Below are 16,351 nucleotides of genomic sequence, written 5' to 3' on the forward strand. Positions count from 1 at the left end.
GCGCATGCTGCTGCAGTCGGAGCGGGAACAGTCAGAAGATTTCGTCACCAGGCCGTAGGCCGGCAGGGTGCGCGCCTGGGCGAGGAAACCCGCGTCCTCACACACGAAGGTCGCGCCCTCGGGGGGCTGCGAGGAGTCCGCGCGGGTCGAAGGATGCAGTCGCCCTGTGAGTTCTCATACTCGTCACTTGCTGAGGTCGTAGACGAACAGCGGCGGCACTACGGCCATTGAAACGCGGTGTCATCATCCTCCGTTGAGGGTGAAGGCGCAGAGGTGCTTCTGGGCTGCGGTGACGATGGCCTCAGCCTGGTTCAGGTGCATCGCCGCGCTGCCGTACACCTTCTGAACCACGACGGTGCGGGGGACTCCATTTGCGAGCAGGCCGCACAATCCATTTGCTTGGTTAAGCATGATCCTTGGTGTTTGTGTAGGAGTGATACCGGCTGCGGCCAGATCATGCACGAACGCCTGCTCGTTAACGCACAAGGTGTTTACGTCGTCGGAGTCTGTACAGGCGGCGGCTGGGGCTGCCAACATTACGGCTCCGATCGAAAGAGCGGTACACCACCAAAATGTCACTGCGATGACGGTCAGCTTTGTCTTCCCGAGAAGCCGGTGGGGCGATCCAGTGCCCATCACATTGCCCGCCGTAGGCAGTTGACGTCGCTTCCGTCGCCGCGGACGGCAGAGTCATACCAGACGCGGCCACCGCCTCGGAATATGGCGCATTCGATGAAGTTGGCGGCACCCATGACGGGGTCGACGCCGAACGCATCACCGGGCCAGATATTGGACTCTGAGTACCGCCACTCGCCACCGCATACCGACCGACCCTCCACCTGCGTCGGGTCATGACGTGCAGCCACTACCACTGCGATGCACGGCGCTCCAGTCCAGTAGACGTAGGTCACCGCAGGCTGGCCGCTGTCAATGGTTCCCCAGTCGTCCTGCGCCTGCGCTGGCGCTGCGAGTCCGACCGCAGTCAACGTGCTAGCGAGTAAAGTCCCCGTCCTGTTCATCATGATTCCTAATCCCCGTGTCCTTTTGCCTGAGGATATGGCGGCGGTCAGCGCAAAGAAATCGGGTGTTTCCCTATAACTTGTTTGCTGGCCTGCAGAAGTCGACGCCGGGACAGCTCAACGGTTGCAGCCTCCATTGCCCCGTGTGTTAGGGAACCATCGCGGCTGTTGTCACTGTGGTGCCCAATCAAACATGCGAGACTGCTGCTTATTGCCTATGCATGGGCTTATGGAGACGCGCTCCGAGGGGACGAGACCATGGCAAGACATCCGTGGAGAATTTTGCTGACCATTCCCATGGCGGCTGTTGCTTTGGCAGCAGGCGGAGTCGCCGCTGCCGCACCGCCCGCGGTACCTCCTGGTCCCGATGACCCAGGCTTTTGCGGCGCTCATACCAGCTCGTGGAACTGCTGGTCTGACGTTAGCCCAGCGCGTCCAGGCGAGGTAGCGTTCATCAACGAAACGCTCAGCTACAACATCGCAGGCATCCCAAGTGATCGTGACCGGCTGCTCCAAATCGGGCGTGGGATCTGTCAGTCGCTGGCGGGCGGGACGTCGCCCAATTACATCGTCAAATTCCTGGCTGAAGACCTCGGGATAAGCGAAAGCAAGGCAGGCCAGGGACTGTTTATCAACGCTCAGGACATGGCCTGCTCTTGAGGTTCAAGCGCTACCTGCTCCGGCCCGAAGTCGTTGCGCCGCTCCGGCCCGACTAGTCGCGACCGATTACTGCAGGGAATGGGCAAGAATGTCGAACCGTAAGTTGCTGATACCCGCAGTGCCGGAGTCTGCCCGTTTATCGCGGTTGCTCCCAGACGCCTGTTCTGGGGTTGCACCAGAGTGCCCAGCGGCCACCGGAACTGGCCCACACGTGCATCTCGGAGCAGGGCGCTCCGGTCGTCCGCAGGCCGACGCCGATGCCGTCGTCCATGAACCAGTCGTCGGGCACCGGACTGGCCTCGGCCTGGGCTGGAAGTCCCACTCCGATGGCGAGGGCGGCAAGACCCGCGGCTATTGCTGCGGCACCTCGTCGGGCTGAAAGGCGTGAAGCGAAGGGAGTTGGAATCGAAATCATAGTGCTTATCCTTCGCGGTTCGGGCTACTAGAGGCGCAAGGTGGGCAAGGGTGGGATAAACCTAATCACAGCACCGTGAAACAGGTGACGTCCGATCCGTCACCAGCAAGGGCGGCGTCGCTCATTGTCGGGCTGCCGTTTAGGAACAGCTCACAGCTGACCCAGGCCGCCTTACCCATTGCAGGGTCTAGCCCGACCACCTAATGCCGCCTTCCCTAGCGGCACCTCAACCGGTGCTTCGGCAGGAGGCGGTGACAACAACCGAGCATTCACCTTCGGCAACGGTAGCCAAGTAATTGCAGGGGGCGGGAACAACAACCGGGGGGTTGTGTTCGGCAACGGCAGCCTCGCAGGCTCAGGCGGCGAAAATGGTAATCGCAACCAGGCCATTACGATTGGAAATAACAGCCGTGCGGATGCGTACGGCACCGACAACCGGGCCTCAGTGTTCGGCAGTAACAGCCGCGCACTTGCACGGGGCGACAGCAATTTCGCTGGCGCGTTCGGTAACAACAGATCCGCAACCTCAACCGGCACCAACCAGAGGGTTACGGACCCGCCGTCGGGGTCCGCCGGGGGTAGCAGCGGTCGGATCGATCCCGGGCGGGTTGATCCCCGAGGGACGACAGGGCCGGTGATGAAGAGCAAAGTGGGAGCTGAGGGGCCTGTCGGGTTCGGGCTGCTGATCGTTGGAGCCGTTGCAATGGTCATCGCCACGTTCTTGCCGTTCATCGAACCGACGAGCACCTTCTCGACTGTCCAAGAAAACACGATAATTCAGGGCGGCGGTTGGTGGTTCATCGTGCTCGCAGCATTCATTGCCGGTACGGGCTATCAGGTGTGCTTCCACAAGCCGACCAATTGGGGCTACCCCATCATCAATTCCGTCATCGCAACGGGGTATCTCATCTACTGGGCCAACAACAAAGAGTCGCGTACTCTGTATCCGGTTAAGGACGGAGTGGCTGACACCACCCAACCGGGAGAACTAGCTAGCTTCGGTATCGCGATCTATGTCGCTAGCGTTGGAGTCGCCGCAGCCGTGTTTGGATCGGGGGTGTTGGCTTATAGCGCGTATCACGCGATCCACACGTCAACTGCCGATGGGTTCGTTGACCGCGCCTCGGCGGAATCACGTACGAAAAAGTGCCCCGACTGCGCGGAGGCGATCCTCGCCGATGCGAAGGTGTGTAAGCACTGCGGATACCGCTTTCTCACGGAGAATATGCGGTGCTATAAGTGCGACCACACGCAGCAGGTACCTGGCGGTCAACAGGTTTGGCAATGTGGACAATGCAACACGAGGTTGAGACGTAAAGCGCAGTCCCAGGCGGTGGGAGACGTACAAAGGACGAAACCCGCCCCAGTACCAGGGCATCGGGAGGTGTCTTGCCCCGAGTGCAACGCGCCGAACCTTGTGCCCGTAATTAACCGCTCGTTTACTTGCTCGAAGTGCCACAACACTTTCGACGTGCCCCACGCGCAGCGGTGAAGTGTGCCTAATTCTCAGCAGCCGAGCGACCACTTCATCTCTGAAATGGCTGACCGCGATATGGCTCACTGCCACCGGAGCGATGGCGGGTTCGTCGTATACGCTGCGGTGAACACTCACGGCTCGGTGAAGAAGTCCCCCGCGCCGGAGCACGCGTACCCTCGCGATACATGAGCGAGACAAGCTCGAGTGGACTATGTGGAGCAACACTTCACATACATAGACGACACGGGCACGCAGGGCGAGATCCCCGCCAGACGCGAACCGACGCTCACCGATCTTCCAGCCACTCGCCTCTGTTCGCAAATGGGAACAGATCGTTGGTCAGAGCACTAGTACCGAACACGATGACCCTCGAACTCACTGCCCGGAACCCGGAGTTTTCAACCTTGTCTCTCATTGCGGGCACGGACCCAACCTTGCGCCCGTACGGAAAGGACATAGGTAGGAAAAAAGCCTCACTCCCGTGAGGAACGGTATGAGTGGACTGCGCTTCCTATACCTTGGTGCAGGAGCGCTTCGAGGCCGCTGCAGAAAAAGGGTTCGCCGATCCGGGTCCGTGGTTAATGCGAATCCGCCGCCTCGTCTTCAGCTCGTTGGCACGACGCTTTCCAGGAAACTACCCAGACCGCTAGTCGAGCGGGTTGTGTAACCTGGTTCACAGTCAGCTCGTGACGACAGGGGAACGACATGGCACGACGCCACCAGAAGAAGGCTCAAAGTCGTGTCCGTGACACGCCGGGAAGGTTGCGAAGCAGTGCCGAAGGCACTCTGGCGACGCCTGGCCAGATAGTCCACAAAGGGTGGACACCCGCGTCGTACGACCGAAAGTCCTGCCTGAGTACGGAAGAGTTGGCCCTCTTGGAGCGCCGCCGACCCCGTCTAGAGAGACGGTTAGCGCGAATCGCTGCTGGGTTTCGGTCAACACGACACCCATCTAGTCAGGTCGAAACTCAATCTCAGGTGGAACGCAACAACACGTCGGTCAGTGCCGCGCGCGGAGCTGAAAATACTGCCGCACGACAAGCCCCGCCCATTCCACCAGTCAGCAGGCCACTTGCGGGCGATGGCAAACCGGCTCCGATGTGCAAACACTGCGGTGGGCTGGCGAAGCTTGAGTCGCGCGTGACCTACTGCGATCCCGTCGAGAAGCGCCAGGAGCGCTGGCGCTGTATCACCGAACGATGCGAAGGCTTCAAAGACCCGGCAGTTTATACTTACCCGGTCAGCGAATACGAGCGCCGGTGCTAGCAGGTGGTTGTTGACATCCACCGTCCACGCTATGTCGTGAGCGCGGGGCGGGGCGTAGCCGCTTATTAGGCCTGTCGCGGACGAATAATGCATGAGACTCGACGCGAGCCAGACTGCGGGAAGAAGGTTCGCTTCGAGGAGCGCGGTAGCGCGCCAGTACTACCGCGACCGTATCGAGGCCAGAACCGCCCATGCCTGCCTTACGCCGCTTGAAGCGCCGCCTTGCCCGGGTGGTCTACCGCAGCTTGAAAGATGACGCTCGCGCAGCCAACTAGACCCGGTCGTCCTCGTGAACCCGTCCACGTCCACATCGGTGGCGGCGACTGCGCGCGATCAGCTGGCATGCAACCGTGACGGGTCCTGCGAATACCTCTCGCACTCCTGCGGGGTACGCCTGGCGCGCCCCAGCGCGTCGCAACATCGCAGAACCCGGGGGTCGAAGAAGTCGCAGTACGGCCCTGCTGACGCAGCTGGGGCATGACCGGGCCTCGGACGGGTTACGTCAACGTTTGGTCAGAACGATGTTCATGGTCATCGGCGCTTCAGACCCTCCCGGGCACGATCCTGGTACATGGACCGTGGACAGGGTTCCAGCGAGGGTGTTCTTGTCGAAAGTGGTCGTTATCGTCCCTGGCCCAAACGATTTCGATAGAGGAGTGACACACGGCACCTGCGGGTAGGTAGCGACCCAATTGCTGTCTTGTAGGTGGGCATCGGCGGTCCAGAATGGGGTTCTGATGGTGGTGCAGTCTGCACCGCATGGCGTCATCCCAAGACGGCCCGTGACGCGACGGGCGAGGGGCGCGCCCTGTCCGGTGCTTGGTGTGAGTTCATGAGCATTCACCACTGTGCCGAGTCCAAGCCCATTCACAATCAGGATTCATGCACTGCGCCGGTTCGGGTTTGTCTTCTCGCTCGTAAGACCCCTTGAGCGCCTTGGGCTTTCGCGGCCTTCATGGGAATGTGAGGGTTAACGGTCCGGAACTTCCGTATCACCGTTTCGACATAGTGCCTGGTTTCAGGGCTGAGGTCGTCGTCGAGCACGTAGCGATAGTGGTGAGCTTGCATACTCGCCGTCTCTCCACCGTTGTTCTTCTCGCTGACGACGACGCGGATAGTTCCGCGCTTCATCTTCCGGGCGTGGGTCAGAAGCCAGTTGGCGTAGTCGACTTTGATGCCTAGTCGCTCCGCTAGCAGACGCGCGTCGGTGCCACCCTCTTCCATGAACCGAACCGCCTTACCGAACTGGTGATCACCAACCATCTCGTGCCGCGCCAACTCCGTCCACGCTTCCGGCGTCGGCGGGAAGACTTCGTCGAGACCGGGATTCATGCAATCTCCTCCATCGAGCCTGCGCGCCGCGCCGGGCTGGCGGCTATGCCGATCACACGGTTGTAGCCAAGAGTGGAGTCAACGGTGAGGTGCATTCCCAGCTCGGTGATCCTGCCGTCGAGCGGATGCCAGTCACGGTCCGAGGTGGTGCGCCCGAGAATTGGGTCGAGGGAGTCAATCGTTTGTTTCCACAGGTTCAGCCAGTTGGTCCTGGGATCGACGACGAAGGCGAGTTCCAGCCTGACGGGGCCGGGTGGAAGTTCGGCGGCCCCGGCAACGGCGGTGTAGACCTGCTCCTTAAAGGCGAGAGTCGAGGCTGAAGCCGTAGTTGGCGCTATGAGCACATCGGTCGGAGGCTGGATCACTTCCTTGGCAGGCTCAATCCGCACGAAGGAGTGCTCAGCGTGCTGCTTGGTGCACCACACCGACACCAGGCCGGAGTCCTGTAGACGGCGGGCGAGTGGGTATGCGTAGTTGTCGAGGTCTGCCAAGTTGAGCAGATCTCGTGCGGGCGGAAGACCGACGTCGAGCCGAAGTGCCCAAGGGCCATCGATGCGCGAGTCCGCAAGCAGCGCCTCGGTGTCGTCGAGGTACGCCTGCAGGCACACCTGAGCTGGATTATCGGCCTTCTCCCACGACGCCAGACGCGGCTTGGCCGAAAGCTCCCAGCTTTCACCCTCGGGCCGGGCGTACCAACGCATGGGCACCGCCGGGGCGGGTGGAAGCAGCAGGCTCGGTGATATGACGTACCTGACCGCTGCGTCCAACGAGGATGGCGCAGGGAACACGTCAGTTCGGCCCGCGAGGGCTCGCAGGACGCTTTCCGTCTTAGCTAGGTGGTCAGGGTAGCCGTCGAATCGTGTCAGCCAGTTCTTGACGCCACCACCTCCGTACGCTAGGAGGACATGGCCGCCTAAGGCCCATTGCAGCCTGATCTTCTTGGCAGGCGCACCGGGAAGCGAGTACGTGTCTTCGATCTCGTCAGCAGTAAGCACCTGCCACCCGTGGGCGCGAGCGACGGTGCGAACGATGGCCCTCACATTCTTCGGCTCGCCCGTTGCTCCCGGCTCGGATTGATCTGGTGGCCTTGTGAAGCCGTCGGTCGAGTCCCCCATGTTCCTCAGGTTAACGACGGACACCGACATTGATTCTGATCAGCCGCCGAGATTGCTTCCTGTCCTCCTCCAGCAGCGCCGCACCACAGCGTGGTGGCCTCGATTGCCGCGTCTCTGATCTGTCTGGATAAACCGGTACGGTCACCTTCATGGCGGCTAGTACCTCGGCCTCCTCGGAGGACTTCCGCAGTGTTGTCCTCCGAGGCCGCAATGTGGCCTCCTTCAAGTTCGCCCTGGCGAAGTCCATCCTGTCGTTGGCCGAGTCGGGCGCGACGTCGGCATCGCTGGAGGAACTGGCGGTCCCGTTCAGTCGTGAGTTGTGCGCCCACATCCAGCGGGTGGACACACAGTCCACCGCTGCCACGAGCCGATTCCTCGATGCGTGCCGTCACTTCAACGCGGGCATCATCACCCAAGAGGAACTGGTGACCACCACTACGCTGCTCGGCTTCGAGAACGTCATCGACGCCTTCCACGTGGTCGGCACCAGCGATGTCGAGACCCGTTTCTTCCACGACGAGCGCAAGCAGTCGCTGCGCGGGATCCGCTTCACCGACGAGTTGCTCGCCCTAGCCTCCAACCAACACGCGAAACAGCCGCTGGAGGCCGAAGCGGAGTCCCGCTGGCGTCTGGTCGAGAGCACCTGGCACGAAAAGCGATCGACCGGCTCGCTCCTGCGGGTGGCCTACGACCGGCCCTCGGAGATGATCGTGCGCGGCATGCTCGGCCACCGCCGCTCCATCACCTGGGTGCGACCGGGTCTAAGCGGATACCAAGCCGGGACATGCTTTTACTGCGGCGCGCCGGTGACACCTCTTCTGGGCCTCGAACACTCCGCTGATGTCGACCACTATTTTCCGCACTCCCTGATGGCGCGAGGTCTGTTTGTCGATTTGGACGACGTCTGGAACCTTGTGCTGGCCTGCGCCGTATGCAACCGGGGTGAGGCAGGCAAGTTCCACCGACTTCCACACGGCGACTTCCTTGAACGGCTATGGCGGCGCAACGAGACGCTCATCTCCAGTCATCATCCTCTGCGCGAAGCGGTCATTGCGGTGACCGGGAAGACACCAGAGGCACGGCTCGCCTTCCTGCGCTCCGTACAGGGCCGTGCGACCGAGTACACGCGCGCGGAATGGAGGCCACCGAGGTGAGGGCGCGCGACCTGGTGCGACCGGAGTCGTCCCTCACGAGTCGGTGGCTCGCCTGCCTCAGTAGTGAGCAACCCCGTTGCCCGCATAGCTAGGTTGCGACAGGGACACCGCGCACTCATCCGGGGAACGGTTCGTCTGCGACTGGCAGACGTACATGTTGATGTCGATCGGACCTGGCGGCAGGAAGATGTCTACGTCGGTGTATGTCCAGAAACCTACCGGCGTGTCCACTCCTACGACATACCGACAGAAGGCGGAGGCCCCGCCTGCGGTCTGGGCGGGGTCACTTCCCCAATTGCAGGAACAGCCAATTACCGCAGTGGTGGACGAGCCAGACGGAGCTGGACAGCGGTTAGGTTGTGCCGCTGGTGACGGGCAGGTGGCCATCGAGGCGAGCAGGAGTGCTAATACCCCTACGGTCGGTAGCAAGTATGTCCGCGTGGTCCTAGGAGTTTTCATGGAGACCCTCAACCAACCCTCAGCTTTTGCAGTGGTGTAAACGTTAGGCCTCTGCGGTGGACCGGTGGGCCGAATGACCTTAGTACGGACGTCGCTTCGTATCGCGTCAGCACAAGTACGTGGTGACGGCGTCGAAGATGACCCCGGCGTCCTGTGGGGACATGTCGGCTCCGGTCGAAAAGTGAGCAGGTAGTTCCGGTCGAAAAGTGAGCACCCGTCTGATTGGAGAGTGATTACTGTGGAGGATTGGGCGGAGATTCGCCGGCTGCGTCGGGCCGAGGGCCTGCCGATCAAGGTGATCGCGCGGACGTTGAAGATCTCGAAGAGGACCGTGAAGTCGGCGCTGGCTGACGATGCGCCGCCGAAATACGAACGACCGCCGCGGGGTTCGATCGTCGATGCGGTCGAGCCGCGGATCCGCGAGCTGCTGCAGGTCTATCCGACCATGCCCGGCCAGGGTGAGCGCCGAGCGGATCGGCTGGCAGCGCTCCATCCGAGTGCTCTCGTCACGGGTGGCCGAGTTGCGACCGGTATCTGCCGCCAGACCCGGCCAGGCCGCACACCAGCCGCCGTAGGCACCACTGAGGAATAATCACCAACCACCACCGGCAGGGGGTCAATTGCTGGCTCGGGAAAGCTGCCTGCCGGTGGCTTGACAGTCTTCAGCGCTCGCTCACGAGAGCGAGTCTGGCGGGGCGGTGCGATTCTCCCAAAAATGGGACTTGTGTCCCAAAGTAGTTGTTAGCTAGTCTGCCTCCGGATCGGCGATCGCCGACTATTACCACTAGGAGTGCCTTCATGTTTCGCGCCTTCGTTCTCACCGCCGCCGCTGCCGGAGCCATTGCCGGGGCTTCTATCGCTATCTCGCCGATGGCCGTCGCAAATGTGCCCTACAAGAACTGCAGCGAGGCTCGCGCGAACGGTGACACCGACATCCCGTCTACCTCCGAGTACTACGGCGAGCACTTGGACCGGGACCTGGACGGCATCGGCTGCGAGTCGTGACGCGGCAGCTACTTGGTTGCGCCGCGCTGATCCTCGCCGCGCTCATGGTTGCTCCGGTTGCACATTCCGAACCCGGTGCGTACTCACCGGGTGATGACGAACGCTTCTATCGCTTGCTAACTGAAGACTTTGAGAACTCGCCGGGCATCACCGTGACGGATCGGCCCCTTGTGCGGACGCAGGCGTTACAGGCATGCCAACGCAGCAGCGAAGGCATGCGGGGGGCGCTAGTCGTCATTGACCTGATGCGCGAAGGCGCATACTCGTTCGACGTTGCGAGCAGAATCGTATCGGCGGGCAGGGTGATCTACTGCCCCGAGAACCTCAGCCCATAGATGTGCCATCTCATGAAGATCACACGCTGCAGGCTTGCTGCTGCCCTAGCAGGCGTGGTGATTGCCATCATCGGACTGCCGTGCGTCGCGGCCCAAGCCGATCCGGTGACCACGACCGCCGAAGTGCTGAGGGTGGTTGACGGCGACACCATCGACATCCGGGACGATGTCCGGGGACGGCTTCGCATACGGGCACTCGGCATCGACACGCCCGAGACGAAGAAACCCGGCACGCCAGTGGAATGCTGGGGACCAGAGGCCACCCGGTTCGCGGAGTCGAATCTGCTCGGGCAACGAATCGCGCTAGTCATCGACCCCACGCAGGACCGGACAGACCGCTATGGCCGCACACTGGCATATCTGGTGCGGGCAGATGGGTGGGACTACTCAGTCGAAGCAGCCCGCGCCGGTGCGGCCAGGTCCTATGTCTACGGCGGGACGCCAGTCGCCCGTCAAGACGCGATAGCGGCGGCTGAAGCTGAAGCTCGAGGCGCTCTCCGCGGACTGTGGGGTCCACCGTGCAACGGGAACACTGCATCGGTCGATGCCACAGAGGCCGTGCCCCCAGCGTCTGCTCCCTTGATTGCAGCGCCACCGCCAGCCGGTGACGTAACGCCACCACAGAGTTCGACCGTGTATTACTCCAATTGTGCTGCAGCGCGTCGAGCTGGCGCGGCACCCCTGATGGCGGGAGAACCTGGATATCGCCCCGCGCTGGACCGAGACAGCGATGGCGTCGCTTGCGAGAGCTGACGGGTGGGTATCCGCGCTGAGACGTGGTTTGGCATGCCACCGCCTGCTTCGGAACGGAACGGTTGCGGTTTTCAACCGACCTCAGCAGGGGTAGACCGGCGGCGTGCCTGACCGAAACTTCGGGTTCCGCTTCACCACTCCGTACCGGTTGGCGGGATTGCCATTCGGTATCAGGCCTTCGACGTGTGAGGTCCGACTGAGTGCCGGTCAGCTGACTGCCCGGTTCGGCCCGTGGCAGGTTCAGACTGCCCTAGACAACATCGCCGATGCGTCCATCACCGGCCCCTACACCTTCATCAAGACCGCCGGTCCCGCACACTTATCTCTCGCCGACAGAGGACTGACCTTCGCGACCAACGGGGATCGCGGCGTCTGCCTAACCATGGTTGAACCTATACGCGGTATCGACCCTTTCGGGCTGCTACTGCACCCAAATCTCACACTCACGGTGGCCAATTGCGACGCACTCGTGCACTCCGTTCAGGTCAGGTAGCCCGTCACGCCAGGCTCAGCGCTGCCCGGAAGCGTTGAGCGGCACAGCCTAACGAGCGCCTCACTCGGCGGCAGGGGGAACACACGACATCATGATCGACACGCAGGCCAAGCCAAGCGATCGAAGATCCCGTGCCCACCGAGTCCTGACCCTCTCGCCGAAGTGAGTACAGCCCCGGCGATAAGCCTTGGGGACCGAAGTCCCCCGCCAGGGAGCATCGCTGACGGGGGACCCGGTCGGTCGTGGAGTAATTGATTTGCTTAGGTGCGCGGATTCGTGATGGTGCCACCGCCGCGATTGGCCGGGTAATCGGCGTCCTTGCGCCGCTTCAGACCGGCCAGGCCAAGCAGGCCCAACAGCCCGGCCAGGCCCCACAGGCCATTGTCGCCGCTGTCATCGTTAGCTTGCTGCTCCTGGGCGAGCGTTGTCGTCGTGGTCGTGGGTCCTTCAACTATGTCCGCATTGGCGATACCGGCTCCGCCGAACAGCAGGATCAAAGTCGTGGCTCCGATGACAAGTGGCTTCTGCATTTTCTCTCCATGTAGGTGTTGGTCGGTCCCGAAAGACCGCCGCATGCGAAACGGGGACCAGGGCGCTCTAGTCGCCAGACTCAGCAGGTTTGCTGACGCACTCGTTGCGGAGGCTTGTTTTGCCCAAGGCGCGCCAAAGTGAAACCTCTTTGACCAGCTAAGTGATGACTGTGGGGGCTGATTACCCGAGTTCAGGGTGGCTGTGTGATCTACAGCACTGGCCTTCTCTGTTTTCGTGATTGACCTGTTTCGCTCAGAAGCGGGTGGGCACAACTCCCGCAGTGGGCGACGGCGGAAAGGGACGACTCTGACGTTTCTTCCAAGGCGGCCAGCGGGGTTCATCCCCTTACGTTGAGACGCTCGCTGGCTCATCAGATCAGCTGGCGGCCTCGGTTCGCTGCTTCGCTCTGGTACAGGGTCAGGGCGTGCTCGCTTGGAGAGCAAGGGGGCCTCGGCATCCAGGTGCCACTACCCGAACGTCCAATCCGGGGGTACGGTCGAAGTGCTTCGCGCTGATCGACTCTTGATAAAAACTTGCCCGCCGCTGTGCAGGCTAGCTACGGCAGTTGTCGACAGCGCTAAGTGCAGGACCCACTACGGGTTCATGATGTGTTCGACCGGTGAATCGGTCGAATGTGCGCATCACCGAGCGCCTGACTTTCGCAGGAAGCTGCCGCCAGCAGGTGGCTCTATATGACCGGTGTCCGGCGCTCGGTCCGCGCGGAAGGACGCGATCGCTGTGGCCGTCGTGGGAATTGATGCACACAAGCGCAGCCACACCTTCGTGGCAATAGACGACTCGGGCCGCAAGATCGGCCAGAAGGTCTCGGACACAAACAGCCTGGGACACTTGGCTGCAATTCGGTGGGCACGCAGCCGGTTTGGCGCTGACATCACGTGGGCCGTTGAAGACTGCCGTAACGTGTCGAGGCTCCTCGAACAAGATCTACTGGCCGCCGGGTACACCGTCATCAGAGTCCCCACCCGGCTGATGGCTCGCACTCGTGCCTCTGCACGCACCGTCGGCAAGTCAGATCCCATCGATGCACTGGCGATAGCGCGGGCCGCGCTGCGCGAGCCGAACTTGCCGACTGCCTACACCGATCAGACCTCCCGAAACCTGAAGTTGCTCGTTGACCGCCGCGAGGACCTCATCCACCAACGCAACGCAACGACCTGTCGCCTGCTGTGGCGGCTGCACGAGCTAGACCCTGACCGCATCATCGAGCCAAAGGCGTTGTCTTCGAGGGTCAACCGCGACACCACCGCCTCGTGGCTCACGGGTCAGCAGGGCCTGGTCGCCGAGATAGCCCGCGACGAACTGGCCGACATTGACCGGCAGTCCGAAGATGCGCGTGCCCTTGAGAAAAGGATCCAAGATCTCGTCGAACAAGCCGCCCCGCGTCTCCTAGCTGTTCCGGGCTGCGGGCCGCTGTCGGCGGCCAAGATTGTCGCCGAAACCGCAGGGGTGCAGAGGTTCCCAACTGAGGCCGCCTTCGCCCGATTCGCTGGCGTCGCACCATCACCGGCGTGGTCGGGATCGACCCGAGGCCGGTGGCGATACGTCAAGACGGGCAACCGCCAAGTCAACGCCGCACTGCACCGAATCGCCCTGACCCAGATACGACGAGACGGAGCAGCCCGCGCCTACTATCGCGAGCGCATCGAGGCCGGAGAACCACCCATGCCCGCTTTGCGCCGCTTGAAGCGCCGCCTGGCCCGAGTGGTCTACAGCAGGCTGAGAGCTGACGCGCTGTCGCAGCCAACTAGACTCGGTCCGGTTTCATGAAGATCGAATCAATCAGCCCCATGCTGGCCACGCTGGGCAAGCCGCCCTCCCGGTTCACCGACTTCGCGGTCGAGGCGAAGTACGACGGCCAACGCGGGATCGCCGTGTGCGACGAGGCCAGCGTCACCCTCCAAAGCCGCAACGGCGCGAACATCACGAGGACCTTTCCCGAAGTTGCAGCTGCACTGTCCAGGGCGCTCGGTCGCCGACGCGTCATCCTTGACGGGGAGATCGTCGCTCTGGATGCCGAGGGTGTGCCTTCCTTTTCCCGACTACAGCGCCGGTGGCCGCAGATCCGCCGTCCCCATGCCGCATTGCTGCGCGATGTCCCGGTGAAGTTCTATGCCTTCGACGTGCTGCAGCTCGACGGCTACGAAACCAAGCGCAAGCCGTACGCCGAGCGTCGCGACCTTCTGATGGATCTTGCAGAGCCAGTACGGAGCCGCATCATCGAGTTCCCCCCGCACTGGAGCGGCGTCGACCCGCATGTCGTGCTGGCGGCCTCAGCGGACGCGGGTTTGGAGGGCATTGTCTGTAAGCGTTTGGACTCTCCCTATATGCCAGGAGTCCGGTCCAGGGACTGGATCAAGACCTGTCACCGGCTCCGGAGTGAGTTCGTTATTGGAGGTTGGCTACCGGGTGAGAGGATCAACCGGCACACGATCGGTGCGCTGCTGGTCGGTGCACATGACAACGAGGGCCGGTTGATCTTCTGCGGGGCAGTCGGGACCGGCTTGAGCGCCGCGCATCGCCGGTTCCTTGGGAGGCTCCTCACGCCCCTGGCGGCGACGAAGTCGCCCTTTGACAGCACCCTGCCGCCCTCCATAGCCAGTCATGCACGATGGGTGTCCGCAGCACTCATCGGCGATGTCGAGTATCGGCAGCTGACCGGCCTCCTGCGGCATCCCTCCTGGAAGGGCATAAGGCACGACGTCACGGACGTGCGCGGGGTTCTGCTGCCGCCCAGCGCCGGAGCTGCGTGAGACTTGCCGATGTTCTGCGGCAGGTGGTCGCCCCGGAGGTCAATCCCGCAGGCCGGGATCATTCACCGAAGCAGGGCTACTGACCCTGAGCTTCTCGGAGGACCGACAATGATCTACTACCACACCACCGACGCAGCCGATATCATCCTCAGCCGGATTTCGGGATGCCACTGGCTCGTACACGTTGATCGGCCTCGAACTGACCGGTGTATGGCTCGGAGACAGGCCGATGGACATCAATGAGGGGGCAAAAGGTGACGAGGTTCTTCGCGTCGAATTCGGCGACGACGTTGACCTCGATGAGTTCGAGGTGATTGAAGACGGCAAGCCTTACCGAGAGTGGTGTGTCCCCGCCGCGCTGATCAACGCTCAGGCCACGGTGACGTTGGGTTCGAGACTCTCGGAATGACGTGGTTGCTGGGCATGACGCGGTGCTCCGCGAAACGGTGCGTGCGCCGCGAGAGCAGAGCCGCATAAGGTTCGATCACGGTGCGCGTCAAGCGATGTGACACCAAGCGGCCTAAAGCCGAAAGCGAGTGCTGGACTGGCGGGTACTTCATGTGCACCGGCATTTGCGCATACCAACTGTTCAGCAGCTAGGTGCATTAGCAGCAACCTCTCGGTGCGGTTGTAGATGACCTACCTGCGCGTCATCCACTTTGTATCCTCTACAGGCTGAAGTGAATCGGCCTGAGCCACTGTCGATTACTAGTTACAAGCATTCTCCCGCATGCTCCAGGTGGCAGTCGCGGCAGAGCCTCGACCCCCGAACCTTCGCCTCCTTCGGCACCACGGGCTTCTGGACGTGCTTCACAGTGACCGATGGTGCGCGGCAGCCGGAATGGACGACCCCGGTGAAGTCCTCATGGAAGCGGACATCGTCACCACGGTTGATCCAGCGTCCACACCTCCCACATAGACTGCGATAGCGGGCGCTGAACGCTCTCGTGCGCGTCGATGAGGCTCGCCCGGTGGTAGCTCTCGGAGCGTCTCGAAGCTCACGCCATGCATCAGCCAGAAGCTGTTGGTCGCTCAGCTCCCTGGCGCGGTACCTCCTCATGCCGGATCGCTCGGCAGATCTGCCAGCAGCGTGTGGATCTGCTGACGAGCTTCAACAGTCAGCGGTGCAGCCTTGGCGAGGGCCTTTTCCAGGGCGCGGAGTGGCACCTCCGCACGGAGCCTGGTGCGGGCGGCGAGGAGGTGGGGATCATCGGCAGCGCGGTGACGAGCCAACGCCGCCAGTTGACCGTGCGTAAAGGACAGAGACGTGGACATGAAACTCCCGAGAGTTAAACCGGACAGGGCGAGTCATCTGGTCGCCACGGTCCTCGGGATTCACGCCATCGAGTGCCGACCGGGCATGTCAAGGCCTCGATGATCTGGTCCACCGTTGCCGGTGTTCCGTCCACAACAGTACACCTACCCATCACGTGGGCACAAATATCTCAGAGCGTTATGACTTTGTCCCCGAACCAATTTGATGAGTCGAGAGCCTCAGCGCTGGGCGATGGGCTGCAGCGTTATCCGGCCCCGTGCCGTCGGTATCGAGCGGGTGCTAGACCCTGC

14 protein-coding genes and 1 pseudogene are annotated in these 16,351 nt (G+C 62.2%); 10 read left to right on the plus strand and 5 right to left on the minus strand.

Going from position 1 to position 16,351, the window contains the following annotated elements; translation table 11 throughout:
• Positions 1-243: 243 nt before the first annotated feature.
• Complete coding sequence (locus AU193_RS14825) at positions 244-462, minus strand: DUF732 domain-containing protein (RefSeq protein WP_253867832.1); 219 nt, start codon at positions 460-462, stop codon at positions 244-246.
• 815 nt (positions 463-1,277) lie between these two features.
• Between AU193_RS14825 and AU193_RS23165 the strand changes: the two genes are divergently transcribed.
• The gene (locus tag AU193_RS23165) at positions 1,278-1,679 is read left to right on the plus strand and encodes a DUF732 domain-containing protein (RefSeq protein WP_156425222.1); all 402 of its coding nucleotides are present in this window, start codon (positions 1,278-1,280) and stop codon (positions 1,677-1,679) included.
• Positions 1,680-2,422: 743 nt separating this feature from the next.
• A complete protein-coding gene (locus AU193_RS14840; RefSeq protein WP_156425223.1) occupies positions 2,423-3,586 on the plus strand; it encodes a zinc ribbon domain-containing protein in 1,164 nt (387 codons plus the stop codon).
• 2,124 nt (positions 3,587-5,710) lie between these two features.
• Here AU193_RS14840 and AU193_RS14845 read toward each other — a convergent pair.
• Together AU193_RS14845 and AU193_RS23615 are read right to left on the minus strand one after the other, a co-directional pair.
• On the minus strand, positions 5,711-6,169 hold the full coding sequence (locus AU193_RS14845; protein WP_064423111.1) for a hypothetical protein: 459 nt from the start codon (positions 6,167-6,169) through the stop codon (positions 5,711-5,713).
• Complete coding sequence (locus AU193_RS23615; protein ID WP_253867834.1) at positions 6,166-7,284, minus strand: hypothetical protein; 1,119 nt, start codon at positions 7,282-7,284, stop codon at positions 6,166-6,168. The genes AU193_RS14845 and AU193_RS23615 overlap by 4 nt, the downstream gene beginning before the upstream one ends.
• Positions 7,285-7,433: 149 nt before the next feature.
• On the opposite strand from AU193_RS23615, the gene AU193_RS14855 reads away from it, so the two are divergent.
• The 5 genes and pseudogenes from AU193_RS14855 to AU193_RS22875 all read left to right on the plus strand — a co-directional run bounded on the left by AU193_RS14855 (position 7,434) and on the right by AU193_RS22875 (position 10,990).
• Complete coding sequence (locus tag AU193_RS14855) at positions 7,434-8,438, plus strand: HNH endonuclease domain-containing protein (protein WP_064423112.1); 1,005 nt, start codon at positions 7,434-7,436, stop codon at positions 8,436-8,438.
• Between the two features lie 688 nt (positions 8,439-9,126).
• A pseudogene (locus tag AU193_RS14860) lies at positions 9,127-9,449 on the plus strand (IS21 family transposase); the annotation flags it as partial.
• A gap of 246 nt (positions 9,450-9,695) precedes the next feature.
• A complete protein-coding gene (locus AU193_RS14865; protein WP_064423113.1) occupies positions 9,696-9,902 on the plus strand; it encodes an excalibur calcium-binding domain-containing protein in 207 nt (68 codons plus the stop codon).
• A complete protein-coding gene (locus tag AU193_RS14870; RefSeq protein ID WP_064423114.1) occupies positions 9,899-10,237 on the plus strand; it encodes a DUF732 domain-containing protein in 339 nt (112 codons plus the stop codon). The genes AU193_RS14865 and AU193_RS14870 overlap by 4 nt, the downstream gene beginning before the upstream one ends.
• 12 nt (positions 10,238-10,249) lie before the next feature.
• The gene (locus tag AU193_RS22875) at positions 10,250-10,990 is read left to right on the plus strand and encodes a thermonuclease family protein (RefSeq protein WP_156425224.1); all 741 of its coding nucleotides are present in this window, start codon (positions 10,250-10,252) and stop codon (positions 10,988-10,990) included.
• 753 nt (positions 10,991-11,743) lie between these two features.
• Here the strand turns inward: AU193_RS22875 and AU193_RS14880 are convergent.
• On the minus strand, positions 11,744-12,013 hold the full coding sequence (locus tag AU193_RS14880; RefSeq protein WP_064423116.1) for a WGxxGxxG family protein: 270 nt from the start codon (positions 12,011-12,013) through the stop codon (positions 11,744-11,746).
• Positions 12,014-12,797: 784 nt separating this feature from the next.
• Between AU193_RS14880 and AU193_RS14885 the strand changes: the two genes are divergently transcribed.
• The 3 genes from AU193_RS14885 to AU193_RS14895 all read left to right on the plus strand — a co-directional run bounded on the left by AU193_RS14885 (position 12,798) and on the right by AU193_RS14895 (position 15,194).
• On the plus strand, positions 12,798-13,802 hold the full coding sequence (locus AU193_RS14885; protein ID WP_371259208.1) for an IS110 family transposase: 1,005 nt from the start codon (positions 12,798-12,800) through the stop codon (positions 13,800-13,802).
• A complete protein-coding gene (ligD, locus tag AU193_RS14890) occupies positions 13,799-14,785 on the plus strand; it encodes a non-homologous end-joining DNA ligase (protein ID WP_064423117.1) in 987 nt (328 codons plus the stop codon). Before AU193_RS14885 ends, ligD begins: the two co-directional genes overlap by 4 nt.
• Positions 14,786-14,969: 184 nt before the next feature.
• Entirely contained in the window at positions 14,970-15,194 is a 225-nt protein-coding gene (locus tag AU193_RS14895) for a hypothetical protein (RefSeq protein WP_064423118.1), read from the plus strand.
• A 647-nt stretch (positions 15,195-15,841) separates the two neighbouring features.
• Here AU193_RS14895 and AU193_RS23170 read toward each other — a convergent pair.
• Positions 15,842-16,060: a hypothetical protein gene (locus AU193_RS23170; RefSeq protein WP_156425225.1), complete on the minus strand. Its 219-nt coding sequence runs from the start codon at positions 16,058-16,060 to the stop codon at positions 15,842-15,844.
• Positions 16,061-16,351 lie beyond the last annotated feature (291 nt).

The organism is Mycobacterium sp. GA-1285 (genome assembly GCF_001499905.1).
Lineage (GTDB): Bacteria > Actinomycetota > Actinomycetes > Mycobacteriales > Mycobacteriaceae > Mycobacterium.

Excerpts from the sequence above, each read along its gene's own strand:
- AU193_RS14880 (WP_064423116.1), bottom strand. The coding sequence starts at position 12,013 with ATGCAGAAGCCACTTGTCATCGGAGCCACGACTTTGATCCTGCTGTTC.
- AU193_RS22875 (WP_156425224.1), top strand. The coding sequence starts at position 10,250 with ATGAAGATCACACGCTGCAGGCTTGCTGCTGCCCTAGCAGGCGTGGTG.
- AU193_RS23615 (WP_253867834.1), bottom strand. The coding sequence starts at position 7,284 with ATGGGGGACTCGACCGACGGCTTCACAAGGCCACCAGATCAATCCGAG.
- AU193_RS14865 (WP_064423113.1), top strand. The coding sequence starts at position 9,696 with ATGTTTCGCGCCTTCGTTCTCACCGCCGCCGCTGCCGGAGCCATTGCC.
- AU193_RS23165 (WP_156425222.1), top strand. The coding sequence starts at position 1,278 with ATGGCAAGACATCCGTGGAGAATTTTGCTGACCATTCCCATGGCGGCT.
- ligD (WP_064423117.1), top strand. The coding sequence starts at position 13,799 with ATGAAGATCGAATCAATCAGCCCCATGCTGGCCACGCTGGGCAAGCCG.
- AU193_RS23170 (WP_156425225.1), bottom strand. The coding sequence starts at position 16,060 with ATGTCCACGTCTCTGTCCTTTACGCACGGTCAACTGGCGGCGTTGGCT.
- AU193_RS14845 (WP_064423111.1), bottom strand. The coding sequence starts at position 6,169 with ATGAATCCCGGTCTCGACGAAGTCTTCCCGCCGACGCCGGAAGCGTGG.
- AU193_RS14855 (WP_064423112.1), top strand. The coding sequence starts at position 7,434 with ATGGCGGCTAGTACCTCGGCCTCCTCGGAGGACTTCCGCAGTGTTGTC.